This window comes from Mesorhizobium sp. GW821-FHT04C10 (genome assembly GCF_059420305.1).
On sequence record NZ_JBWKTL010000001.1, the window covers coordinates 2828515 to 2852402 of the forward strand.

Here is a 23888-nt window from a genome sequence, read left to right on the forward strand (position 1 = left end):
CTAACGCTAGCCAGCCATGAAAAGCTTGTCAATGATTTCTGATTGACCAATCAATCATGATTTGTTGATATGCCTTCGCAAGCCTGCATGACCGGTGAAAAGGAACTCGGCCGAATGACGCTCGACCTCTGCTATCTGTCCGCCAGCGAGGCGCTTCGCCGATTTCGAGACCGCACCGTGTCGCCGGTCGAGGTGATCGAGGCGCAACTGCAACGCATCGATGAGACAAGCGACACCGTCAACGCTACGAGTTTTGTCTATGCGCAGGAGGCACTGGATGCTGCTCGGGAAGCAGAGCGCCGCTATGGCATGACGGATGGCCGCTTGCGGCCGCTGGAAGGCATTGCGACGGCGATCAAGGATGAAAGCAACATCGCCGGCAAGATCACGACATACGGTTCGTTGATCTACAGGAACAACGTCGCCCAGACCACGAGCACGGTCGTGCAACGCCTGCTCGACGCCGGTGCTGTCGTCCACAGCCGCACCACGACACCTGAATTTTCATGCGAGGGCGTCACCCATTCGCGACTCTGGGGCGTCACCCGCAATCCCTGGAACCTGGATTATACGCCGGGCGGCTCCTCCGGCGGGTCGGGCGCTGCCCTCGCGGCAGGACTTACGACGCTCGCCAACGGCTCGGACATTGGCGGCTCGATCCGCATTCCGGCCTCGGCTTGCGGTGTCGTGGGCTTCAAGCCGCCCTACGGACGCAACCCGGCCTCGGCGCCGTTCAATCTGGACCCATACAACCATCCTGGCCCAATGGCCCGTTCGGTCGAGGACTGCCTGCTGATGCAGAATGTCATGTGCGGGCCGGATCCGCTGGACATTGCCTCGCTGCGGCCCAAGCTTGCAATGGCTCCCGACCGCGGTGGCATCAAGGGCTGGAAGATCGCCTATTCGCTCGATCTCGGCTATTTCGAGATCGACGAAGAGGTTCGGCGCAACACGCTGGCGGCGCTGGATGTCTTCCGTTCGCTTGGCGCTACGGTCGAGGAGGTCGATCTCGGCTGGACGAAGGAGAGTGAACGCGCCGCGATAAGTCACCTTCGGACCATCTTCGGATCGTGGCTCGCGGAGTATCTCGACGATGCCAGAGGCGATCTGCTGACCGGATATGCTCGCCATTTTGCCGAGGGCGCGCGCGACAACACCTGCCAGGACTTCCTCAAGTCGATGTACACCGGCGGTGCCATGTATGCGTCGCTGGGGCCGATGCTCGAGAGGCATGACATCTTCATCTGCCCAACGCTGGCGGTTCCCGCCGTCGCCGCCGATCACGATCCGTCGAAGGACAAGGTGACGATCAACGGCAAGGACGTCGACCCGTCGGTAGGCTGGCCGATGACCTATCCGTTCAACATGCTGAGCCGCTGTCCGGTGCTGAGCGTTCCGTCCGGGCGAGCCTCGAACGGCGTGCCGACCGGCATCCAGATCGTTGGCCGGACCTTTTCCGACGAAACCGTTTTCACCGCCGGCCTTGCCTATGAAGATGCGCTTGATGGATGGTACGGGACGACACGGGACCGGCCTGTGGTCGCCTCCACAGCCGCCGTCGCAAATCAGGTCCAGGCATGAAAACCGTATATTCTCCACTGCACGCGCTTCAGGACGCCGAGGCGGAATTCATTCGCGGCAAGCGCGTGCCGAGCTTCGAGATGCCGCGCCGCGCCGAACTCGTGTTGGCGCAGGTCAAGCACGTCTTCGGCGACGAAACGATAGAGCCGCGCGACTTCGGAACGGAGCCGCTGGTCAAGGTTCACGACGAGGCGCTGGTGGCGTTCCTGTCGACCTTCTGGGATCGGTGGTCGGCCGAGAACGGGCCGGTCGATGCTTTCCCGAACGCCTGGCCGCCGCCCCGTTCGCATCGTTTGAGAACGCAGCGGATCGGCGCTGAACTCGGCCGCTTCTGCATAGACATGAGCAGCCCGATCATGGAGGGCACGTGGCGGGCCGTCTCGGCATCGGCCAATGTTGCGTTGACAGCGCAGGCTTTGGTGGCGGGAGGGGAACGCGCCGCCTTCGCGCTTTGCCGCCCACCTGGACACCATGCGGGCCGCGATTATTTCGGCGGCTACTGCTTCATCAACAATGCCGCCGTCGCGGCGCAGGCTTTCCGGGACCAGGGTGCTGCTAGGGTAGCTGTGCTGGACGTCGACTACCATCACGGCAACGGAACGCAGGACATCTTCTACGGCCGCAACGATATACTAACGGTCTCGATTCACGCCGATCCGATTCTCGAATATCCGTACTATACGGGCTATGCCGACGAGGCGGGGGAAGGCGACGGACACGGCTTCAATCTCAACCTGCCTTTGCCCTGGGGGACCCGTTTCGACGCTTATGGCGAGGCGCTCGACGTGTCGTTGTCACGCATTGCCTCGTTCGGCGCGGAAGCGCTCGTCATCTCGCTCGGTGTCGACACTTTCGATGGCGACCCGATCTCGAAATTCAAACTGCGCAACGCTGATTTCTCGGCCATCGGCCGCGCTATCGCCCGCCTCGGCCTGCCGACTGTCTTCATAATGGAGGGCGGTTATGCGGTGGCGGATATCGGCATCAATGTCGTCAACACGCTGAGCGGGTTCGAAGACGTTTTCGCCAAGTGATGGGAGGCCGGAATCGTCGGCGAAAACCAAATCAGAAGTCGTCCGGAAAGATGGACTTGAGATAGAACAGACAGGCCTTCTTCGCCATCTCGCGGCTGGCGGGACCGATCGTCCCGAAAACCTGTCCAGAAATCCACAGCCCGTCGATCATGGCATTCAGACTCCGTGCCACGATAGCTGGATCGAGAACGAGCCGCCTTTGTTCCGCAAGTGCCGCGATATCGGCTTTCACGACAGCATCATAGCGCCCCTTCAATTCGGCGCAGCGCCGCTGATATTCCGGATTTCGCACCGATTCCGCCCAAAAAGCGGTGAAGACGGCGATATGTCCCGGGTTCGACATTTCGGCATCAAAGTCGAGTGCAATCATGCCCAGCAGACGAGCGACCGGCGAGCCATATTCCGACCGGTTCAGGTTGCGGTCATACTCTTCGACCATATGGTCGAGGGCGGCCAGCGTAATGCCTTCCTTCGATTTGAAGTGGAAGGACACGACGCCATAGCTACATCCCGCCTCGCGCGCGATGTCGTTCATCGTGAAGCCGGCCAACCCCTTGCGTGCAATGACGATGAGCGCCGCCTCGAGCAGCGTGCGCCGGCGTTCGAGCACCTGGTCCTCGCGCGTCGGCGTGCGCCGCGCGTCGGTCCGTTTTTTAGCTTTTGTTGCGGCTTGGTTCATAGTGTCTTGCGGCTTCAACCGAAAATTGTTCAATCTGGATAGCAGCTTCAACAAAGTCGGCACAAGACTTCGTCACCCGCCAAATACTAGATCTCTTCATCGAGCCCAAGGAACCGCGCGGCGTTGCCGTGCAGCCATTTGCGGCGTACGGCCTCGTCGATCGCCAGCGCCTCGACCTCGCCAAGCGCGCGTTCGGGTGCAAGCATCGGAAAGGCGGTGCCGAAGATCATCTTGTCCTGGAGCAGCGTGCGGCCATATTGCAGCAGCGGCTCGTAGCCGGAATGGGCCTTCGCCAGCAGGGACGGGCGCACCGCGAGAAGTCCTATCCACAAATTCGGATGGCGCCAGGCGACGCCGATCAGCTCGTTGACCCAAGGCCAGCCTGGCGGCGATGCACAGACCTTCATCCCGGGAAAATCGACCATGACCTCGTCGAGATATTCCGGCTTGCCGAACCGCATCGGTGTGGCCGTCGAGAAATTGATGCCGCAATGAATGTTGACCGGGATCCCTAGCTCGATGGCCTTTTCGTAAAGCGGATAAAGCAGCCGGTCGTTGGGGCAGAGTTTCAACTCGAAACATTGCAAATTGAGTCCGCGCAGGCCCAGCTCGCGCACGGCGCGCTCCAGCTCCTCGACCGCCGGCTTGCCCTTGTGCGGGTCGACGCCGGCGAAACCGATGTAGCGCGGGCCGTTCTCCTTGCAGAATGCGGCGACGGTCTCGTTGGAGATCTTGAAGCCGAATGTCGTCTCAACGTCTCTCGCCTTGACCACGACATGGCGCGCGGCGAGCCTTTCATAGGTGTCGAGATAACCCTGCAAATCCTTCGCCGCATCAGACTCGGCCGAGAGCTTCTCGCTGGCCTCGTAGACACGGCGATAATTCTGCAGGTGCGGCGCGGCCACGCTGAAGCCCGGAGATGGCGGCCGGCTCGAGAAATCGATCCACATTGGTTCTACTTCCACTGCCTGCGTTCGGACAGGATGACGCGCGCCGCATTGTGACCGGGAACTCCGGTGACGCCGCCGCCCGGATGTGTCGAGGCGCCGCACTGGTATAGCTTGCGGATCGGCGTGTGGTAGTCGGCATAATGCGCGGCCGGGCGCTTGAAGAATATCTGGTCGGCACTGATCTCGCCGTGATGAACGTGCCCGTTCGGCAGATCGAAGATCTGTTCGAGATCGAGCGGCGTCAGAATCTGACGATGCAGGATTCGCTCTTCCAGGTCTGGGGAGTGCGCGCGCAGCACCCGCATGGCGGTTTCGTACAGTTCTTCGCGGCGACTGTTCCAATCGCCGTCGCGCAGTGCGTAGGGGGCGTGGCCGCCGAAAATGTTCATGACATGGCGACCGGCAGGCGCCAGCGACGGATCGACCACGCTCGGGGTTTTGACGATGAGGAACGGGCGCTCGGCAATCCTGCCGTAGCGCGCATCGTCATGCGCCCGGTCCATATAGTCGACGCTGCCGCCGATGGTGAGCTGGACAGGATAGTCAAAACCAAGCTCCTTCGTCGACAGGCGAGGGAAGGTCGGCAGTCCGTCGAGCGCCAAGTTGATGCGGAAGACCGTCGATTGCGACCTGAAATTCTCGATCTGCCTGATGAAGCCTTTGGGGAGCAGATCCGGCGACAGGAGCTTCAGGAACGTGGTCTTGGCGTTGGCGTTGGCGATCACGATGCTTGCATGGATCGTTTCGCCGGACGCCAGCTGGACGCCTTGGGCCGCGCCACCGCTAACGAGGATTTTCTCAACGTCAGCGTCGGTGCGGACCACCATGCCATGCGCCTCGCCAGACCGGCGAATCGCGTTGGAGATTTCACCCATGCCGCCTTTGATGAAGCCGGACGGACCGGCGGGCGTCGTCTGGTCGCGCACCACCGAGCGCACCAGCATGTAGCCGGATCCGGGCGAGCGCAGGCTGGAATTGCCGCCGCCGCCGCCGGCGAAGAAGCCAAGCACCAGCTTGACCTCGTCCGATTCGAACCAACGGCTCAGCAAATCGTAGGCGCTGAGCGTCAGAAGGTCGTAGATGTCATAGAATTTGGAACCGATCTTTCGGAAGCGCCAGGCGAAGCCGATCAGTCTTGCCAAGTCCCTGGGGGTCTTGCCGCCCGGATCGACAGGGGTCTCGAACAGGAGCTGCTTTAGGAACGGTGCCACGCCCAGCAAGAATTCCCGATAGGCCGGATAGGCGGCGGCGTCCTTGCTGGAGAATTTCGCGATCTCGGCGCGGAATTTCTCGGGCGATCCCCACATCGTGAAGGTGCGGCCGTCTTCGAACGGAAAGACCGCGGGCGGCGGCTCCAGCACTTCGAAGCCATGCTTCTGCAACTCCAGGTCCAGGATGACCTTGGGCTGCATGAGACCCATGATGTAGGAAGCGGTCGAAACCTTGTAGCCGGGCCAGACTTCCTCGGTCACCGCGGCACCGCCCACAAGCTTGCGCCGTTCCAGCACGCAGACCTTGACGCCGGCCCGCGCCAGATAGGCGCCGCATACAAGGCCATTGTGGCCTGCGCCGACAATGACCGCATCGAATGTCTTCGCCATCATCGCATCCTTCACAGCCAGCGGTTCTCGACACGGTCGAAGCTTCCGGCGCGCAGATCGTCGGCTTCCCTGGCCAAAAGCTGCTTGGCGATCTTCAGCGAGACGGTGCGCGGGAACTCGTCCCGGAAGGCGTAGAAGCGCGGCACCTTGAAAGGCGCCAGCTGCCGCTTCGCGGCCTCGATGATGGTGGCCAGCGTCTCGGCACTAGCGACCGCTTCTTCCCGCAGCTTGATGTATGCCTTGACCTCTTCGCCGCGAAGCGGGTCCGGAACGCCGATGACAGCGGCCTCGGCGACCACCGGCATGGCATTCAGCACCGACTCGACTTCGCGGGCGGCGATGTTTTCGGCGCTGCGCCGTATCATGTCCTTCTTGCGGCCGACGATGCTGTGGAAACCATTTTCATCGACCCGGAAGAGATCGCCGGTGCGGAACCACCCATCGGAAAACACAGAGGCGGTCGCTTGCGGATTGTTGTAGTAGCCCAGCATGATGCCCGGCCCGCGGATGAGCAGTTCGCCGACCTCGCCCGCCGGCAGCGTGCGGCCCTGCTCGTCGACCACCTTGCACTCGCGGAAGGGGCAGGGAATGCCGCAAGAGCCGGAGCCGACCATGTCGGACCGCTCGATCGGCATGAACATCGCGGGGCCGACCTCGGTCATGCCGAAGGCCTCGCGCGCGTTGAGATCGTAGCGTTGCTCCAGGTCCGCGTGCAGGTCGCGTGGGACGCCGTAGACATTGGCGCGGACGATCTCGTTGCGGGCGTCGTCGGCATGTGCTGGCTGGCTGTGGAGCACCCATGGCAGCAGACAGAAGTTGATGCGATGCGCGCGCACCCATTCCATGAAGCGGCTGGTGCTCTGGCGGGCGGCGACGAAGAGCGTGCCGCGCTGATAAAGCGTCATCAGCAGCAGCCATTGCGGATCCATGTAGAAGAACGGCGTCGAGGCCAGGATGCGCTCGTAGCGGCGGCCGTCGCGAAAGGCGTTCACCTTGCCGCTGCTGATCCAGTAGCGCTGCGTAAGCATGCAGCCCTTGGGGAAACCGGTGGTGCCGGATGTGTACTGGATGTTGAGGAGGTCGCCATGGCCGACCGGCGCCGGCGCATCGAACGTTTCGCGCGGCTGCGAGGCCAGTTCGGACCACGCAACGGCGCTGGCGGCCTCGCCGTCCACCACGACGGTGTGTCCCGGCGGAACCCGGATCAACCCGTCCCTGCGGCAACTCTCCACGATCTCGATGCAATCGCCATGCGCAATGATGAAGGACACATCGGCATCGTTGACGACATGGGCGAGTTCGCGCTCGCGATAGTTGACATTGACCGGCACCATGACCGCGCCGATCCGCCCCAGCGCCAACCATGCCAACGGCATTTCGGGAACATTCGGCAACATTACGGCGACATGGGTGCCCTTGACGATGCCAAGCCCCACGAAGCGCGATGCAAGGCCGTTCACCACGCGACGCATTTGCGCGTAGGTGATGCTCTGGCCGGTCTCGAAGAAGTTCCACAAAAGCCGATCTCCGGCCGCAGCGGCGGCTTCGTCGATCAATGCACCGATGTTGGCCGGCAAAGGTTCAACCTCGATGCGCCGCCGCCGTTCGGCGGCATCGGGAACCTGTTCCGAAAGAACCTTTAGCCGGCCCATCAGTGGGCGAACCACATCGCCTTGAGGTCCGTGTATTTCTCCATCGCATGGATCGACTTGTCGCGGCCGAAGCCGGATTGCTTGAAACCGCCGAAGGGCACCGACATTAGCCCCCGGTCGAAACAGTTGACCCATACAACTCCAGCTTTGATGGCCTTGGCCGCGCGATGCGCCTTCTTCACATCGCTCGTCCACACCCCAGCCGCGAGCCCGTAGATCGTCTCGTTGGCGATGGTCATGGCCTCGTCGAAGTCGCGCACCGTGATGGTCGCGAGCACTGGACCGAAAATCTCTTCGCGCGCGATCTTCATCTGGTTGGACACGCCGTCGAAGATCGTCGGTTCGACGAAAAAGCCGCCGCTGTCCTGGCGGACGCGATTGCCGCCGGCGATGATCCTGGCGCCGCCGGCGACGCCGTCCTCGATGTAGCCCATGACGCGGGCCAGCTGCTCTTCGGTGACGATCGATCCCAGTTTCGTCGACGGGTCGAGGGGATCAGCCGGCGAAAGCGCCGCCGCCTGCTGAAGCACCTTTTCGAGGAACCTGTCCTTGATCTTGTCCTCGACAATCAGGCGGGAGCCCGCATTGCAGACCTGTCCGGAGTTGGCAAAGATGCCCGCCGCGACGGAACGCGCCGCGGCATCGAGATCGTCGCAGTCCGCCAGCACCACCTGCGGCGATTTTCCGCCGAGCTCCAGCCCGATGCGCTTGATGTTCGACTGACCCGAATATTGCATGAAGTAGCGGCCGACTTCCGTGGAGCCGGTGAAGCCGACGCAATCGACGTCCATGTGAAGCCCGAGCGCCTTGCCGGCGACGTGGCCGAGGCCGGGCACGACGTTCAGCACTCCGGCCGGCAGGCCGGCATCCATGGCAAGCTGCGCGATGCGCAGGGCCGTGAATGGCGACTGTTCAGCCGGCTTCAGGATAACCGAATTGCCGGTAGCAAGCGCGGGACCGAGCTTCCAGGCGGCCATCGAAAGCGGATAGTTCCACGGCACCACTGCCGCCACAACGCCCACCGGCTCGCGCACAACGATCGTCGTCACGTCGTCGGCCGTCACGGCAACTTCGCCGTAGACCTTGTCGATGGCCTCCGCATACCAGGCAATGCAGTTGGCGGCGCTTGGGATGTCGCCATTGGTGCTGTTGGAGATCGGCTTGCCAACGTTCAGCGTCTCCAGAAGACCGAGTTCCTCGCGGTTTTGCAGGAGCAGTTCGGAAAACCGCAGCAGCACCTTCTTGCGCTCGGCGGGGGCCGCACGAGACCACGCGCCGGAATCAAAGGCCTTGCGGGCCGAGATGACGGCGGCGTCGACATCGGCCGCGCCGCAGGCGGCAACCTCGGCGATGATCTTGCCATTGCCGGGATAGACGCAATCGAAGGTTTCGCCCGAGATGGCATCCACATAGACGCCGCCAATGAAGGCCTTCGTCGGCAGCTGCGCCTGCTCGGCGCGCTGATGCCAGTTCGGCTTGTGTTCAACGTTCATGATTGTCTCCGTCGCCTCGGCTAGATTGAAGAGGATACTTCCGTATTTCGATTGACTGGTCAATCAGATTTTACGTCCGCTGGCTCATACGAGCTCTCCGGCTTCGATCTCCGCGGCGGTGCGCACTATGCCTTCCCGCAGGATGCCGATCATGTCGTCGATCTGCTCCCTGGTGATGATCAGCGGGGGAGACATTACGCACATATTGCCGAGCGGACGCACGATCAGGCCGAGTTCCGCACAATGGGCGTCGATGCGCGCGCCGATCCGTTTGTCGAAATCGGTGACATGCGGCGACGATGGATCGACCAGGCATTCGACGCAGCCGACCAGGCCGGATGCTCGGACATCCGCGACCAGCGGAAGGTCGGCCAAGCTGTGGAGGCGCTCGGCGAAATAGGCCGAGCTTGCGCGCACATGCTCCAGTATGCCGTCCTTGTCGATCACGTCGATGTTGGCGAGCGCGGCGGCGCAGCTCACCGGGTGGCCGGAATAGGTGTAGCCGTTCGAATAGTGGCTTCCCTTGGCGTTCTCGCCGCTGACCTTGTCCAGCAGGCGCTCGGAGATGGCAAAGCCGCCGAGCGGCACATAGCCGGAGGTCACGCCCTTGGCGAAGGTGATGATGTCGGGGATGACACCGAACACCTTTTCCGAAGCGAACCATTCGCCGCAGCGACCAAAGCCGGTCACCACCTCGTCGGAAATGTAGATGATGTCGTGTTCCTCGCACACCGCCTTGAAGCGGGCGTGATAACCCTTCGGCGGGATGATGACGCCGCCTGACGCCAGCAATGGCTCGGCCAGGAAGACCGCCACCTTGTCCGCGCCGATGCGGGCGATCTCCTGCCGGAACTCGTCCACAAGCCAGTCCAGGAACGCGGCTTCGTCCTTGCCGCCGGCAAAGCGGATGTTGGGGCTGGAGATGAACGAGATCCTGTCCGAGACGATGTCGAAATTCGGCCAGTTGCCGGCGCGGCCCGAGCAGGCCGCCGTCAGTGCCGTGCTGCCGTGATAGCCTTCGCGCCGCACGATGATGTGCTTCTTCTGCGGGCGTCCCAGCACGTTATTGTAGAACTCGACGAACCGCAGCGCCGAATCGACCGCCGTCGAGCCGCCCGTGGTGAAGAAGACGCGGTTGAGATCGCCCGGCGTCAGCGCGGCGATCCGCGCCGCCAGCTCGGCTGCCGGAGAATTCGTCGTGTACCAGGGCGAGTTGTAAGCCAGCCGGAGCGCTTGCTGCGCAATGGCATCTGCAATCTCATGTCGGTTGTAGCCGATCTGCGTGCACCACATGCCGCCAGGGCCGTCGATCAGCCGACGCCCCTTCGTATCCACCACGTAGATTCCCTCACCATAGGCGATAACCGGGCGCGAAGACTGCCCGAGTTTTTCCATGGCTTCAGCTGGCGACAGCAGATGCAGTCGGGCGGCCTCTTCCGTTTCCCCGGCATTCCATTGCGAACCAACCAGCTTGTTCATAAAACCTCCGAGGCTTCCCAGCCCTGTCCCTGCATTTCGGCCGACAACTCCTTCCTGATAAGCTGACGGCCATCGGGAAGTCAACAATCTGATTGATTGGACAATCAGATTTAGCGCTACCACTTGCTCGTGCTTGTCCGCTTCGGCCATACCGGTGGAATTTGTGCGTGCTCGATCCACGCTTGGTCATAATCGCATATTCTCAGTACTTTAGCGTCCCGATCAGCCACGGATCCCAAACGCTCATCTTTCTCGCTACTCCGCCAATCATGACAAGCATCTGATTTTGTGAACACGACATCAGGATACGTTTGCGGCTTGCAAATGAAGCAGTTCACTTGGTGTGATATGGCAGTAAATCTGATGACCGGCCGCGGCCTGCTGATAAAAACCGGGAGCACGTCATCAAGCATTTCGTGATGGCTGTTAAGCTACCAAAACGTTGATTCGATGTCGTCTCGAACATCATCATGTGCCTGAAGATCTAGTGGAAGAACGGGCAAGCCCAAGCGGGGACCACCGTTTTGAATGAAGCTTCCGCCTGTGTTCGTGACAGGGGGCGCGCCACGGTCGTGGTTATGAGCCGTGACGTTGCAAGGAACAGAAAGAGAAGTGGCGGATGAATGAAAGAGTGCTGCCGGAAGCCGAACGACTTGTTGAGCAGATCGACCAACTGTCGCTCCGGCCAAGACACTTCTTCATCGTATTTGCATGTGCCCTCGGGTTATTCCTCGACCTTGCCGAATATGGGATCGGGGCCGCACTATCCGCGCTGTTCTCGGCCCCGCCCTATTCTTTGGATCCGGTATCGCTTTCGTTGGTGTTGACGGCAGTCTATGTCGGAACTGTCTTCGGCGCGGTAGTCGCCGGGTACATGGCGGACAAGTTCGGCCGCCGCCTGGTCATGCTCGGAGCGATGCTCATGGTGCTTGTCACCTCCTTGGCGATCGCGGCCAGCCCGAACATAGAGACTCTCATCGTTGCGCGTGGGCTATCTGGCCTGGGGCTTGGGGCCTATCCACCGCTCATGGTAGCCTATCTGACGGACGTGCTGCCTTCCCGAAAGCGCGGTCCGGTCATCATGTTCGTCGTGGCGGTCGGCGCACTCGGCCAGGTGGCGGCCGTGTTTCTCATTCGTTGGCTCACGCCGCTGGAACCGCTGGGTATGGAGGGGTGGAGATGGGCCTATGTTCTCGGCGCGGTGGCGGCCGCTTCTTGCGCGGCCTTGTTTCTCTATGTTCCCGAGTCCCCGAAATGGTTGGCGGCGAAGGGAAAGCTGGAACGGGCGCGGCAGGCTCTGGCCGCGTTTGGGCCTGTCCTCCAAAGCCCCGAGCACACCGTTCCGAGATCATTGGACGAAGACAACAGTCCGGTCTCCCTTGATCGTGCGACGTTCGTCCGGCGAATGTGCTTCCTGCTGGTCATCTTCTTTCTGTCACCCTGGTCAACGATTGGCTTCTCCATCCTTTCGGGTGCGATTCTCGTTGCCAAGGGCATTACCGTGGCGGACTCGCTGCTCTATGTCGGGGTATCGAGTTTCGGCCCGACCGTAGGTGCTGTCCTGGCCGCCATCTTCATAGACAGGTTGACGCGCAGGACCACGCTCGTTGTGTCCGCTGTCGTGATGATATGTCTCGGGTTCATATTCGGCCTGACGGAAGTGCCAGCCCTGCTCATGGCCACAGGTGTACTCTTCAATGTTGTTATCGCCATATTCGTGCCCGCGCTTGTGATCTATGCGGCCGAGATCATCCCGACGCCGCAACGTGCGCGCTCAACCGCCTGGTCGTGGGCATCACGGGGGGCGGGTGCCAGTCTGGCTCCCATTGTATTGCTGCCTCTGCTCCATTCAAATGGCCCCGTGATCGTGTTCACCGCGATAGGCGCGGCATTGGTTATGTTCGCGCTCCTTGTCGCCATCTTCGGGCCTGAAGGCGCGGCTGGGCGGCGCGTTCCGTAGCGGGAACAATATCCCGGGATACGGCTTCTCCGTCATGAGGTGACCGCGGCAGTCGTCGATACGATGACCAGTGGGCTCGTGAAGCGTGATCATCTCGCACGACAATCGCACCGGCGCGCCGCTGATGCCACTCGATCCCAGCGACATAGCTCTTTCGGGCGACGTGACCGCGTCCTTCAAGAAGGCCGACAAGGCGCCTTACCGACGGATTGCAACTCCGAGGTTGCGATCCGACGATTTGACTATTGGTGCTTGCTCAAATCCATGTAACGTTACGTCATTCGCAACGGGCGACTCAAAGTTGATCAACCGCGTCGCTCGTGGTGCATGCGCGGCCTTGGGGGCGAGCAATGACACTGTCGGTCAAGGACGCCGCGGAGATTTTTCGGGAAGCGGTGCGTGACACCGTCAAGCGCTATTCCCTCTGGTATTTGCTGCAGGGGGGACTGCTGGTCGTCGCCGGTATTCTGGCGATCGTCTACCCCGTGGTCTCCTCCTTCGCCGTGGTCTCTCTGCTCGGATGGCTGCTCATCATCAGCGGGCTGCTGCAGGCCATCAGCCTGATAGGGGCGGCTCAGGTTCCTCATTTCTGGCTGCAGCTCATCTCGGTCATCCTGGCCGTGCTGATAGGAATGCTCTTCCTCAGGGATACGGCACAAAGCCTTTTGACCATTTCGCTGCTCCTGATCGTCTTTTTCATGATTGAAGGCATTTCGAAAGTCGTGTTCGCCCTGACGATCCGTCCATTTCCGAATTGGGGATGGGTTTTGGCGAGCGGCGTGGTCGGTATCGTTCTTTCGCTGATCCTGTGGGCGAACCTGCCGGTGACTGCACTTTGGCTGGTCGGACTGTTGCTTGGATTGGAGCTGATCAGCGTAGGGGCCTCGCTCGCCTATCTTGCCTGGAATGTCCGCCAGGCCGCCCAACGGCTCGGCTAGCGGTGTCCGGGAGGGAACGCACGGACACTCAGATGCAGGAAGACCCATACGCCCCGTCCAAGTCGTTCCTGCTTTTTTTCAAGGATCCCGCCGCCTTCGCGGACGCGATACCAGGCGGAAATCATGGGGTTCTGCCGGTCGAATCGGGTGGTTTCCATGCAAGAGCTCACGCAACCAATCTTCCGGACAACGTAGCCGTTCGCGGTGTCGCGTCGTCGGCCGCGCTGGCGTTTCGATCCGAGTTCGTTGGTTCCTCGCAATCGATCACATACATGTTCCCTGTGGGGGGCGAGCCTGGCGCCTTGTTCGACGGCAAGGAGATGCATGAGGCCTCCCTCGTCTCGCGCACCGCGGGCGACACCCCTCATTTGAGGACATATGGGCCTCATGAAATGGGCGTTGTGGTGATGCGGCATGATTCAGTGCGCCGCGCCGCCGCGGCGTTCACGGGACGCGACCATGCAAGCCTTCTTTTGACGCCTGGCAGTCTCCAGAACGCTGATCGCGAAAGGTTGCAATGGCTGAAGGTGAAATACTTCGAAGCGAGCAGGCTGCTGGAGGAGCAAAATCTGGCAGGCCTGGCCGGCGCAGGTCTGCCCGGATTACGCTTGATACGCGACGAAGTGGCGGCCGCTCTCGTTTGTGCAATGACCAACGGCCTCGTTAAGAGCGACCATCTTGCCCGGCAGTTGCAGACCGCGTCGATGGCCAGGATCGAGCGGTTCATCGACGATCAGAGGGAAGGGTTCGGCGGGCTGCAGGAACTGTGCGAAGAAACTGGCCTCGCGCTTCGCACTGTCGAAACCATCATACGAGCCCGAACAGACATGCCGGCCCACACCTATCTGGCGCGCCGGAGGTTGGCGTTCGTCCGCGAGGCGCTCCTCAACCCCGACGACTCAACGACCGTGACGCGCGTCGCCATGAACTATGGCTTCCTGCATCTGGGACGTTTTTCCGGTTTCTATCGACAAGTGTATGGCGAATCGCCGTCTGTCACGCTCCGCAAGGTCTTTGGCCAGCAGAGATATGCGTAAAAACAAAGATCCAGGGCGCGGAAGGCGAATCTGAGATCGCGACGCTTTAGAGTTTGTAGATCGACACGCCGTCCTTGATGGTTTCCGTCACTTTGATGTCCACAAGGAGATCATGGGGGACGGTCAGCGGGTTTTGATCCTGTATCGCGAAATCCGCCAGCTTGCCGATTTCGATCGAACCTCAATCCAGGAACTCAAAAGAGCCCTCATTGCTGCGGCCGGCACGGTCCGAAGTGACCTTACGGTACGAGCCGCATTCGGAACTATCCGAATCCCGCATCATTTGAAGTAATGGACGCGCTCATCCGTGTCCGGACGAGATTGTTCCCGTCCGTCGCCAACCCCCGGACGTGCCTTTGCTTTATTGATTGATCTTCTTTCGCCTACTCTCCTGTCGGCCTGCCCGCTGAGCAGCTCGCCAAAGCGATCAGCAGTCGAAGGTCGATGAGCCGGTCCATCGGGGCGGCCGGAGGAACAATCGCCGGGGCCGATTTCGCTGAAATCGCCAGCCTCGAAAAAGTAAAACGCTGCGTGATCCGGATAGTCCTGCATTCCCCGAGGTGAGACTTATGGCTGACGGATCCGTCCGCCCGCCTGATCGCATGTCAGCCGAGCTCGGCGCCGTCCAGATAGTTCGGCGCAGCGTGGAGAGGGCTCGTGTCCAAGAAAGTTGTGATTGCCTTGGCTGCGCTGCTGGCGGCGGCAAGCGGGTCGGCTGTCGCCGGCGAGAGCGGTGCGGGGCTTTACGTTCCGGGATCCAACGCCTTTGGCGCCGGCGTTACGCCGCCGGCGGGTGTCTATCTTACTCAGGCGTTCATGTATTATGACGGAAATGCCGCCGCCTCGCTTGAGGGCGGGGCCCTCGATCTCAACGCAAGAAAGACGGCCGCGCCGTTTATTGCAAATCTGCTCTGGGTTCCGGATCAGGAGGTTTTGAACGGACGGCTTGGTCTGTCGGTGTCCTTGCCCTATGCCAGCTATACCCGGCTCAGGGCCGGCTCCAATGCCCTCGGACAGAATGTCGAAACGAGCGGCTGGGGCATGGGCGACATGAGCATCAAGGCGCAGCTCGGCTGGAGCGGTGATGACGGAATCGCACAGACGGCGTCCGCAACCGTTTGGCTGCCAACGGGTCGTTACGACACAGGCTTCGCGCCGAATGCGGGCAAGAATCATTATGCAGTCAATCTCTCCTGGGGATTCACCAAGATATGGAAAGATCCCGGGATAGAATTTTCTGGAGTTATAGGTGTTACCGGGGAGTCCCGAAATCCGGCGACGAACTACAGCAACGGAATCGGCATCAATGCCGAGGCAGCCTTGGGGAAAGTCTTCGCCAACGGCCTGACGCTCGGAGCCGCCGGTTTCGCTTACAAGCAGATTTCGAACGATACGGGCGGAGGTGCCACGTTGGGAGAGTTTCGTGGGCAGGATTTTGGCCTTGGCCCCGCCTTGTCCTACAGCACCATTATCGGTGGGCGGCCATTCAGTTTTGCAGCACGGCACTATTGGGAATTCGGTGTTGAAAATCGCTTCAAAGGGCAGATCAGCACGGCCAGCATTACCACCCGGTTCTAGATATTCCGAGGGCACTTTCCCAGACGTTCCGATCGTATCAGTTCTCCGGTGAGAGTCGCATTGGCGATTCAGGATGCCGGCTTCGATGCCGCATCCGCGCGCAGAAATTCAGATCGAAACAAGTGTCACTCAGCTTGTGTCAATGGCATGCGCGTTTCAGAAATCTTGCGAAATTTGGATAGTTCTGATTGTCAAATTGATAATGTCCGGGCAATCATTATAGTTTAGATTCGCCTCATATTAGGAAACATATTAAAATTATCGCCGATTGAGTAATTGGATTGGCGTATTTATCCTGATTGACGAAGATATGATCGCGCTAGACGCTATTTCGTAATTCTCTAAAGTTTCAACTATCATAAACCTAAAGCGGATTTTATCATTCAAAAGCGTGAAGCTTGCCGATTTTGTACTAAAAATATCGATATTGGCAGCGACAAAATCCGGTGATCAATTGAACTTGCTTCCATCTTGCCTGGGTTGTGGCAGATTTGGAGGCATGAGTGTTGCATAGAAACATTTTCCGAAACTCTACGCGCTCGATTGCCGTCGCATTGCGTCACCGTTCCAGAAAGCCTCTTCTGCTTTCCGGCGTTGCGGTTTCCGCGATCGTGATGGTACTCGCCGCGCCCCTGGGGCAGGCATGGGCTTCGGATTGCGGCAAGGGCGGTGCGGTCGTGGGAGGCGAATGCGAGCTTCAGCCCTATGATCCGACGGTTGACGAAAATGGCGGTTCCGGCACGAATGCGGCCAACAACAATCTGAATCCCGTCACCGTCACAGGCGGGGACACTGTCACCCTTACCGGCAATGGCTCCTCGATTGCCCCTGGTCAGGACGGCGGCGACGGCACGGCGCCGCTCAATACCTTTCCCATCGACAGCGGCGGTGAGTATCTCAACGACATCGTGCTTGATCGCGGTCCGAAGAACGATCCGGCAAATTTCCACGACGAGATCACAGGCACCGACCGCACGATCAACGTATACAAATCGAGTGCCTTCCAGGGGCCGGCCCTGGGAGACCGGCAGATCCAGACATACGTCGCCGTGCAGGACAACCAGTATATCGATACCCGGATCGGCGATGTGGAATCGTCGGGCGGTACACTGAATGTCGATATTGACGGCGGTATCGACATGGCCGCCAAGCAGACGACCCTGTTCCAGGCGGATGGAACCGGCGGCGCGCAAAGCACGATCAACTGGACCTCGAGTAACAGCATCAACCTGCATGGCGCCACCATGCCAAGCGAGGTTCCCGTATCGACATCGTCGAATGTGCTGGCGGGATGGCCCACGACGGTTTCGCTTCCAGACGGGACCGACTTCCTCATCGAGGATCTCGCCACGTTCCAGGCGTTCAACGACAAGCTCGTCGACCTGGTCGAGTTGAACGGCCTTGGTCTGGGATCCAGTGCCAGTCAGGCGCAGATCCAGGCCAAGTACGACGAGTTGATCGCTGCCGGCGCCAATTTTCAGTCCGGCACCGTCCAATACAGCTACGACCTGCCGCCGCAGCCTGATGATATCTTCGAACCGGTTGGCACGCGCACCGTCATGAAGGCGATCGGAGCGAACGCTGGCGCCAACATAGCGTCCGGGGTCGTGTTGGACGTAAACGGCGCGAACGGAGGTGTTCAGCGCGCCGAGGAGGGCGCGCACATCGTCAACAACGGAACCGTCAACAACACCAATGGTACGGTGGCGGTCCTGACCGGCGGCAGCACCGGATCGAATGAAGGCGTGATCAATTCGCGCACCAACAGCAACGGCGTCTCGGTCGCCGACTCGAGCTACGACAATAACAACATAATCAACCAGGAAGCCGGCGGTACGGCGATCAATGCCACGAATTCGGCGACGACGAATGACGGCATCATCAACGTCGGCACGAAGGCGAGTTCCGCCAACGTCTCCGCCATCGGCGTCAATGTGAATGGCGGCTCCTTCACCAATACCGAAAACGGCACGATCTATATCGGCCGGGGCGAACAGGACGATCCGAACGCGCCTGCCGCGGATGTCGCGCTCAACCTCGGCGGCAATCTGGTTGGCATCAACGTTACTGGCGCTGCCGATGTGACCAATGCGGGTGACATCGTCATAGGCACCCAGACCCAAGGCGCGGTCGGCCTCAAGGTCGACAGCGCGACCGGCTCAACGGTCGACAATAGCGGCGCGATCACCGTCAAGGGCGCGGTCGCCGGCGTTCCTCGCGAGAATGTGGGCTATCTCGTGCGCAATGTCGGCGCGGACGCGGCAGGAGCCGATGGAAGCATCAAGAATTCCGGCGCGATAACGGTCGAAGGTACCAACGCCACGGCATTGAAGATACTCGCCAACGGAGCCAATGCAGGTGTCGAATCGACCGGGCCGATCACCGTGGCTGGCGGCGCCGATCCGACTTCGGGCACACGCAATTATGGCGTTTGGGCGGAAGGAACGGGTGCGGGGACAGCCTATGCCGACATTTCCGGCGATCTGATCCTCAGGGGTGACGGCGCGATCGGCGTCCATGCCCGTGGCGTCGATGGCAACGCAGTGGTCAATGTCACGGACAACGCGACACCGCAATTCTCCGAGGGCACCGATCAGATCGGCTTCTTCATCTATGGCGCGGGCGCATCGATCAACACGTCGGTGAACGAATTCGAGGTCAGCACTGAGCGCTCTACTCTCTTCCGCATCGCCGAAGGAGCGAAGTTCGACGGCAGCGACTATGTGGTCACCGCAAGCGGCAAGGACTCGAAGGGTATCGTCGGGACTGGAACCGGCACGACCGTCGACACGAGCGGGACGACCTTCAATCTGACCGGCCAAGGCGCCACGGCTTTGGTGATCGAAGGCGGCGCGACAGGCACTTCCGATGCCACGACCATCTTCAATCTCGATGCCGCCGACACCGTGGCCGGAGTGGTGGACGGTCAGAAGCACGGCCTGAGCGGGAGTCCGGTCGGCGCACCGGACGCCAATACCAAGCTCACGAACAGCGCAAACGTTGTTTCCGATGCGTCGGGAGCGACGGGCTTTATCGCCCGTAACACCGGCACTCTCGATACCACGGGAGACATAACGCTATCAGGTTCCGGCAGCACCGGTCTGCTCGCAGAGGACAGCGGCAAGGTGATTGCCAAGGAGGCGAAAATCGATGTGAATGGCTGGGCAGCCAAGGCGGATGGCGGCGACGCCAACAGCTTCACGCTGACGGACGTCACGGCGATCGGCTCTGACGGGCTCCTTGATGTGGCTGGGAATACCATTGTCGACTTCTCGGCGACTGGTTCGGATCTGACCGGCCGCATGCTCACTGCCGCCGGCAGTACATCGAATGTCGACCTCACCGGTACCAAATGGACGATGAATGCCGATTCGAACGTCACGAAGCTGACGCTCGCCGGCACGGACGTTTTCTTTACGCGAGACGGAGGTATTCACAAGACACTGACTGTCGCCGGCGATTATTCGGGCACCGACAGCGCGCTGTTCATGAATACTTACCTCGGAACAGACGGCTCATCTTCCGACCTGCTCCATGTCGGAGGAAACACGCTCGGAACCACGCTCATCCATATCGAAAACACGGACGGCATCGGTGAGCAGACGCTTCTCGACGGCATCATGGTGGTTCAGGTCGACGGGCAATCCGACGGCAAATTCATCCTGGACAGTCCCTATGTCATCCGGAATCAGGAGGTCATTTTCCAGGGTGCCTGGGGCTATACGCTACAGCAGAATGGCAAGCAGGATTCACAGGACGGCGACTGGTATCTCAGGACCGAGTTCGCGGACGGTGTCCTCATCACGGCGCCGGGCGTGCCCATATACGAATCCTATCCGGGAGCTCTGCTCGGCTTCAACCAACTGCCGACCCTGCAGCAGCGCGTTGGCAACCGCTACTGGAACCAGCCGGCGGAGGCGCCTGAAACGGTATTCTGCAAAGACGCGTCGCAGAATTTCCGCTGTGCGGTCAACGACGAGCAAGCCGGCTACTATCTCGGCTCTGATGGCCGGCACATCGACCAGAGCGCCATCTGGGCTCGTGTCGAGGCCGCCCACAACGATTTCGTGCCAAGCGAAACCACCAGCGGCATGAGCTACGACCAGAACCTGTGGAAATTCCAGGCTGGCGTCGACGGCATGCTCGCGGAGAACGAAGACGGAAAATTGATCGGTGGCGTCAATGCACAGTACGGCACCGTCTCCACGAATGTCGCATCGATCACCGGCGGCGGCGATATCTCCACGACCGGCAAGGGCATAGGCGCCTCCTTGACCTGGTATAGGGTGAGTGGAGTTTACGTCGACGCTCAGGCGAACGCTACCTGGTACGACAGCGACCTGAGTTCCAATCTTCTGGGTAGCATGGTCAAGGACAATGGTGCATTCGGCTATGCATTCTCGATCGAAGCTGGAAAGCGTATTGAGCTCGGCAATTCCTGGGCCATTACGCCCCAGGCGCAACTGACCTACTCGCATGTGGATTTCGACAGCTTCACGGATCAGCTTGGCGCGGACGTTTCGCTCGACGACGGTGCGAGTCTCCAAGGTCGTCTCGGTCTCGCGGCTGAGCGTCAGAACAGCTGGAAGGACCAATCCGGTCAGATAAAGCGAGCCTCGTTCTACGGGATCGGCAATCTGTACTACGAGTTTCTCAACGGTACCCAGATCGATACCAACGGCGAGAAATTCGCAACGCGGAATGAGCGGTTGTGGGGCGGTATCGGCATAGGCGGCAGCTATAGCTGGCATGATGACAAATATGCCCTCTTCGGCGAGGTGTCGGCCAATACGTCGCTGGAGAATTTTGGCGACAGTGACAGCTTCAAAGGCAATGTCGGCGTTCGCGTGAACTGGTGACCGCCGCCATGATGATCGATGGGCGCACGGGTCATCTCTCCGGTCTGCTCGCGTTCCCAGCGATCAACGACCTGCCCACCATCGTCGGGCAGGTCGTCCCCACATGAGGTCAGACATGCAGACCAGAGCCCTGGATCGGCGTTCCTTCCTGGTTCTCGCCCTGCCTCTGCTGTCAGGGTGCATTTCCGAACCCACCGATTTGGCCATTGCGAAGTCGGGCGCCGAAGGTCCTTATGCACAGGAGCCGTTCCCGATCCGACCGGTCGACCGATCGAAATTCGCTTCTCAGTTCAGGCCCGTTCGATTGACCATGCCCGCGCCGGCCGAGATCGGTTCCATCATCGTCGATACGAAGAACCGACAGCTGTCTTTCGTGGAAGACGAACGCACCGTGCGACGCTACGGCATTGCCGTTGGCGGGACCGGACATGCCTGGAAAGGCAAGGCCTCTATCGGTCGCAAGGCGGCTTGGCCTGCATGGTATCCTACCGATGACATGCATTCACGGTCTCCCGGCTTGCCGCAGCGCATCGAGCCAGGCCCGGCCAATCCGCTCGGCGCACGCGCTCTCTATCTTTTCCAGGATGGGCGGGACACGCTCTACCGCATTCACGGCACGTCGGAGCCGTGGAGCATAGGAACTGAAGCATCGTCCGGATGCATCCGCATGATCAACGAAGATATCATCGATCTCTATGGTCAGGTCGCGATTGGCGCGCGCGTTCTCGTTGAATAAAACTCCCCATCGGGTGAATAAGTTCAGCGGTGGGAAGACATCTTTTTGAACAAACTTGCGCGAATTGGATAGTCGGCCTGAAGCAGGGTGCATAGACAGCACGGTAGCCGTTTTTGATTGCGGACCGCATTTTGGGTTCGGTCGCCAAAAGGGGATGAATTGCTGTATGTGGGGCGAGCAGACTACCGAGTTTTCGGCCAGTGAAACGCATGGCTTTGTTGAGCTCGATAGCTTCAAGGTACATCGGACGAGCACCAAACTGGGTTGGTCGCAAGCTTTCATGTCCGTGCAAACCGAGACGCCTTATGCTGGAAGCTTCTCAGCCAAACCAGACATCCTCATTTCCCTGGTCGGCGCCGGTCGGATCGACGCGAACATCACGGTGAAGAAAAAGGCCCATGACGTTCGGGCGAGGCCCGGCGGGATATGGATCATACCCAACGACCTTGCCTTGGACATAACATCCCGGTCCAATGCCCAGACGACGCATCTCTACATTCGTCGCTCCGTCGTGAACGAAGTGGCGGCCGCCATGTATGTCGGCGATCCCGGGTATGTCGAGATCATTCCCAGGATGGCCGTCCTCGATCCTTTCCTGGAACAGCTCTCCTACGCGATCCGCGGCGAGATGGCGGGCGATCCAAGATCGTCGGCAATCTTTGTCGAGAGCGTCAGCTACACGGTCGCGGCGCAATTGCTGAGGCGGCATTCGTCGAACGCCATGCGGCAGACGCAATCGACTTCTCCTGGCCGGCTCGGCAGTCGGCGTATCGAGCGGATTCGCGAAATCGTCCATGCTCGCCTGGGAGAGAAGTTGACCCTCAAGGAACTGAGCGCCGACACCGGAATGACGCCCGACCACTTCGTGCGCTTGTTCAAGCTCGAAACCGGTATCACGCCCTACCAGTTTCTCATCCGCTGCCGGATAGACGAGGCGCGAAGGCTCCTTGCGGAAACGGATGTCAGCATCGCCTTCATCGCCCAACATTGCGGCTTTTCAGATCAGGTGCATATGACCCGCGCCTTTCGCGGCGTGACCGGGACCACTCCGGCGGCCTTCCGGCGAGAAAGCGCGCGATAGGATGGTCCGCATCCGCGATGCGCAATACCACCAAGCTTGTTTCAAGGGAGAACGGTAATTTCCGCTTCGCACATCCGTAATCATACTTCGCCCCGTGCATTAGCGCGTCTGCCCTGCAGCAGGAGAATGGTCCTCGCGGCGGTGCTTGCTGCCGGTGGCATATTGGTCGCGGGAGGAGCCTTAGTTGATGCGTCGGCTCAGGCAGGTTCGGAGAACGGGATTTTGAGAGGCAATGTCGTCTATCGGGAGCGCCTGGCTCTTCCGTCGGGAACACTCGTCGAAATAAAGCTGGTCGACGTATCACGGGCTGATGCTCCGGCATCGATCATTGCGGAGCAACGGGTCGAAGGGGCGACTGGAAGCCCAATCCCATTCGAGCTTCGATTCGAGAGTTCAGCGATCAGGCCTGGCCGGTCCTACGCGCTCCAGGCGCGGATCTTGGTCGATGGACGCCTTCTCTTCACGAATACGAAACGCCACGCCGTCCTTGGCGACGACTTAGACGGTGCCGACATCTTGGTGGAGAGAATCCGCAATGCGGTGGAAGAACGAGAACCACCATCCGGGCGTTGGCTGGCGGAAGATATTGAGGGCGGCGGCGTAATTGATCGTCTGCGGTCCACCCTGGAGATCGACCCTGACGGCAGCTTCAGCGGCAATGGCGGCTGCAACAGGCTGACAGGGCGGGCAAGGATCGAGGGGGCTTCCATCAGCTTCGGAGCAATCGCCGCCACCAATATGGCATGCACGCCGGCCGTGATGGACCAAGAGCACAAATTCTTTGTCGCGCTCGGCAAGGCAAGAAGTTTCCAGGTGCTCCCGCGGGAACGCAAGCTCCTTTTGCTCGACGGTGCCGGCAATAGCGTCATGCGCCTCGTACAGGTGTGAACCTGCGGCTGCGGTCAAGGGACGGGCGCATCGTCCCGTGCGGTCGACAAAATTTTCGGACCGAGCGGCTTCAATCTGGAAGCAATAGTCAAGATTCACGATCACTTAAATTTACGAAAGGATACTTCTGATGCCGTCGATTGTATCCTAAGCATATCGATATTTGCATATACGATTTTCGGGCATGCTTTAGTCTGTCGTCATCGTGGATGTTTATCTGTACGGCACAAATTCCGGACAGCTATTGCGAAGCGATAACTGATGGCAATGGGTGGCCCTGTCACTCTGCCACGTGAAAGCCTTGTGCTGTGCCGACTAAGGATGAAAAGATGAAGCATCTGT

Annotated in this window: 17 protein-coding genes; 10 read left to right on the plus strand and 7 right to left on the minus strand. The window is 60.2% G+C overall.

Features of this window, described 5'->3' with window-relative positions:
- Positions 1–87 precede the first annotated feature (87 nt).
- The gene (locus AC07UC_RS13710) at positions 88–1581 is read left to right on the plus strand and encodes an amidase (protein WP_494906279.1); all 1494 of its coding nucleotides are present in this window, start codon (positions 88–90) and stop codon (positions 1579–1581) included.
- Positions 1578–2615, plus strand: a complete 1038-nt coding sequence (locus AC07UC_RS13715; protein WP_494906281.1) for a histone deacetylase family protein — start codon at positions 1578–1580, stop codon at positions 2613–2615. The genes AC07UC_RS13710 and AC07UC_RS13715 overlap by 4 nt, the downstream gene beginning before the upstream one ends.
- Positions 2616–2646: 31 nt before the next feature.
- On the opposite strand, the gene AC07UC_RS13720 is transcribed toward AC07UC_RS13715, so the two are convergent.
- From AC07UC_RS13720 to AC07UC_RS13745, 6 genes are all read right to left on the minus strand, one after another.
- On the minus strand, positions 2647–3294 hold the full coding sequence (locus AC07UC_RS13720) for a TetR family transcriptional regulator C-terminal domain-containing protein (RefSeq protein WP_494906283.1): 648 nt from the start codon (positions 3292–3294) through the stop codon (positions 2647–2649).
- 86 nt (positions 3295–3380) lie between these two features.
- Entirely contained in the window at positions 3381–4244 is an 864-nt protein-coding gene (locus AC07UC_RS13725; RefSeq protein ID WP_494906285.1) for an amidohydrolase family protein, read from the minus strand.
- Positions 4245–4249: 5 nt separating this feature from the next.
- The gene (locus tag AC07UC_RS13730) at positions 4250–5845 is read right to left on the minus strand and encodes a phytoene desaturase family protein (RefSeq protein ID WP_494906287.1); all 1596 of its coding nucleotides are present in this window, start codon (positions 5843–5845) and stop codon (positions 4250–4252) included.
- 11 nt (positions 5846–5856) lie between these two features.
- Positions 5857–7497 carry a class I adenylate-forming enzyme family protein gene (locus AC07UC_RS13735; RefSeq protein WP_494906289.1) on the minus strand — a complete coding sequence of 547 codons (1641 nt, stop codon included), beginning with the start codon at positions 7495–7497 and terminating at the stop codon, positions 5857–5859.
- Positions 7497–8990: an aldehyde dehydrogenase gene (locus tag AC07UC_RS13740; protein ID WP_494906291.1), complete on the minus strand. Its 1494-nt coding sequence runs from the start codon at positions 8988–8990 to the stop codon at positions 7497–7499. The genes AC07UC_RS13735 and AC07UC_RS13740 overlap by 1 nt, the downstream gene beginning before the upstream one ends.
- An 84-nt stretch (positions 8991–9074) precedes the next feature.
- Complete coding sequence (locus tag AC07UC_RS13745) at positions 9075–10469, minus strand: aminotransferase (protein ID WP_494906293.1); 1395 nt, start codon at positions 10467–10469, stop codon at positions 9075–9077.
- A 619-nt stretch (positions 10470–11088) separates the two neighbouring features.
- Here AC07UC_RS13745 and AC07UC_RS13750 point away from each other — a divergent pair.
- The 3 genes from AC07UC_RS13750 to AC07UC_RS13760 all read left to right on the plus strand — a co-directional run bounded on the left by AC07UC_RS13750 (position 11089) and on the right by AC07UC_RS13760 (position 14404).
- Positions 11089–12429, plus strand: a complete 1341-nt coding sequence (locus AC07UC_RS13750; protein ID WP_494906295.1) for an MFS transporter — start codon at positions 11089–11091, stop codon at positions 12427–12429.
- Positions 12430–12779: 350 nt separating this feature from the next.
- Positions 12780–13367: an HdeD family acid-resistance protein gene (locus tag AC07UC_RS13755; protein ID WP_494906297.1), complete on the plus strand. Its 588-nt coding sequence runs from the start codon at positions 12780–12782 to the stop codon at positions 13365–13367.
- 32 nt (positions 13368–13399) lie between these two features.
- Entirely contained in the window at positions 13400–14404 is a 1005-nt protein-coding gene (locus AC07UC_RS13760) for a helix-turn-helix domain-containing protein (RefSeq protein ID WP_494906299.1), read from the plus strand.
- Between the two features lie 46 nt (positions 14405–14450).
- Here AC07UC_RS13760 and AC07UC_RS13765 read toward each other — a convergent pair whose 3' ends face one another.
- The gene (locus AC07UC_RS13765; RefSeq protein WP_494908931.1) at positions 14451–14579 is read right to left on the minus strand and encodes a hypothetical protein; all 129 of its coding nucleotides are present in this window, start codon (positions 14577–14579) and stop codon (positions 14451–14453) included.
- Between the two features lie 482 nt (positions 14580–15061).
- On the opposite strand from AC07UC_RS13765, the gene AC07UC_RS13770 reads away from it, so the two are divergent.
- The 5 genes from AC07UC_RS13770 (at position 15062) to AC07UC_RS13790 (ending at position 23546) form a co-directional block, all read left to right on the plus strand.
- Positions 15062–15982: a SphA family protein gene (locus AC07UC_RS13770; protein ID WP_494906301.1), complete on the plus strand. Its 921-nt coding sequence runs from the start codon at positions 15062–15064 to the stop codon at positions 15980–15982.
- Between the two features lie 614 nt (positions 15983–16596).
- Complete coding sequence (locus tag AC07UC_RS13775; RefSeq protein WP_494908932.1) at positions 16597–20841, plus strand: autotransporter outer membrane beta-barrel domain-containing protein; 4245 nt, start codon at positions 16597–16599, stop codon at positions 20839–20841.
- 310 nt (positions 20842–21151) lie between these two features.
- Positions 21152–21577, plus strand: a complete 426-nt coding sequence (locus tag AC07UC_RS13780; RefSeq protein ID WP_494908933.1) for a L,D-transpeptidase — start codon at positions 21152–21154, stop codon at positions 21575–21577.
- A 166-nt stretch (positions 21578–21743) separates the two neighbouring features.
- Entirely contained in the window at positions 21744–22658 is a 915-nt protein-coding gene (locus AC07UC_RS13785) for a helix-turn-helix domain-containing protein (RefSeq protein WP_494906303.1), read from the plus strand.
- Positions 22659–22784: 126 nt separating this feature from the next.
- Entirely contained in the window at positions 22785–23546 is a 762-nt protein-coding gene (locus AC07UC_RS13790; RefSeq protein ID WP_494906305.1) for a YbaY family lipoprotein, read from the plus strand.
- Positions 23547–23888: the final 342 nt, after the last annotated feature.

Bases quoted from the DNA above. Each gene is read 5' to 3' on its own strand.
- AC07UC_RS13760 (WP_494906299.1), top strand. From the start codon at position 13,400: ATGCAGGAAGACCCATACGCCCCGTCCAAGTCGTTCCTGCTTTTTTTC.
- AC07UC_RS13755 (WP_494906297.1), top strand. From the start codon at position 12,780: ATGACACTGTCGGTCAAGGACGCCGCGGAGATTTTTCGGGAAGCGGTG.
- AC07UC_RS13725 (WP_494906285.1), bottom strand. From the start codon at position 4,244: ATGTGGATCGATTTCTCGAGCCGGCCGCCATCTCCGGGCTTCAGCGTG.
- AC07UC_RS13775 (WP_494908932.1), top strand. From the start codon at position 16,597: ATGGTACTCGCCGCGCCCCTGGGGCAGGCATGGGCTTCGGATTGCGGC.
- AC07UC_RS13710 (WP_494906279.1), top strand. From the start codon at position 88: ATGACCGGTGAAAAGGAACTCGGCCGAATGACGCTCGACCTCTGCTAT.
- AC07UC_RS13740 (WP_494906291.1), bottom strand. From the start codon at position 8,990: ATGAACGTTGAACACAAGCCGAACTGGCATCAGCGCGCCGAGCAGGCG.
- AC07UC_RS13715 (WP_494906281.1), top strand. From the start codon at position 1,578: ATGAAAACCGTATATTCTCCACTGCACGCGCTTCAGGACGCCGAGGCG.
- AC07UC_RS13750 (WP_494906295.1), top strand. From the start codon at position 11,089: ATGAATGAAAGAGTGCTGCCGGAAGCCGAACGACTTGTTGAGCAGATC.
- AC07UC_RS13790 (WP_494906305.1), top strand. From the start codon at position 22,785: ATGGTCCTCGCGGCGGTGCTTGCTGCCGGTGGCATATTGGTCGCGGGA.
- AC07UC_RS13785 (WP_494906303.1), top strand. From the start codon at position 21,744: ATGTGGGGCGAGCAGACTACCGAGTTTTCGGCCAGTGAAACGCATGGC.
- AC07UC_RS13745 (WP_494906293.1), bottom strand. From the start codon at position 10,469: ATGAACAAGCTGGTTGGTTCGCAATGGAATGCCGGGGAAACGGAAGAG.
- AC07UC_RS13720 (WP_494906283.1), bottom strand. From the start codon at position 3,294: ATGAACCAAGCCGCAACAAAAGCTAAAAAACGGACCGACGCGCGGCGC.
- AC07UC_RS13780 (WP_494908933.1), top strand. From the start codon at position 21,152: ATGCCCGCGCCGGCCGAGATCGGTTCCATCATCGTCGATACGAAGAAC.
- AC07UC_RS13730 (WP_494906287.1), bottom strand. From the start codon at position 5,845: ATGGCGAAGACATTCGATGCGGTCATTGTCGGCGCAGGCCACAATGGC.
- AC07UC_RS13735 (WP_494906289.1), bottom strand. From the start codon at position 7,497: ATGGGCCGGCTAAAGGTTCTTTCGGAACAGGTTCCCGATGCCGCCGAA.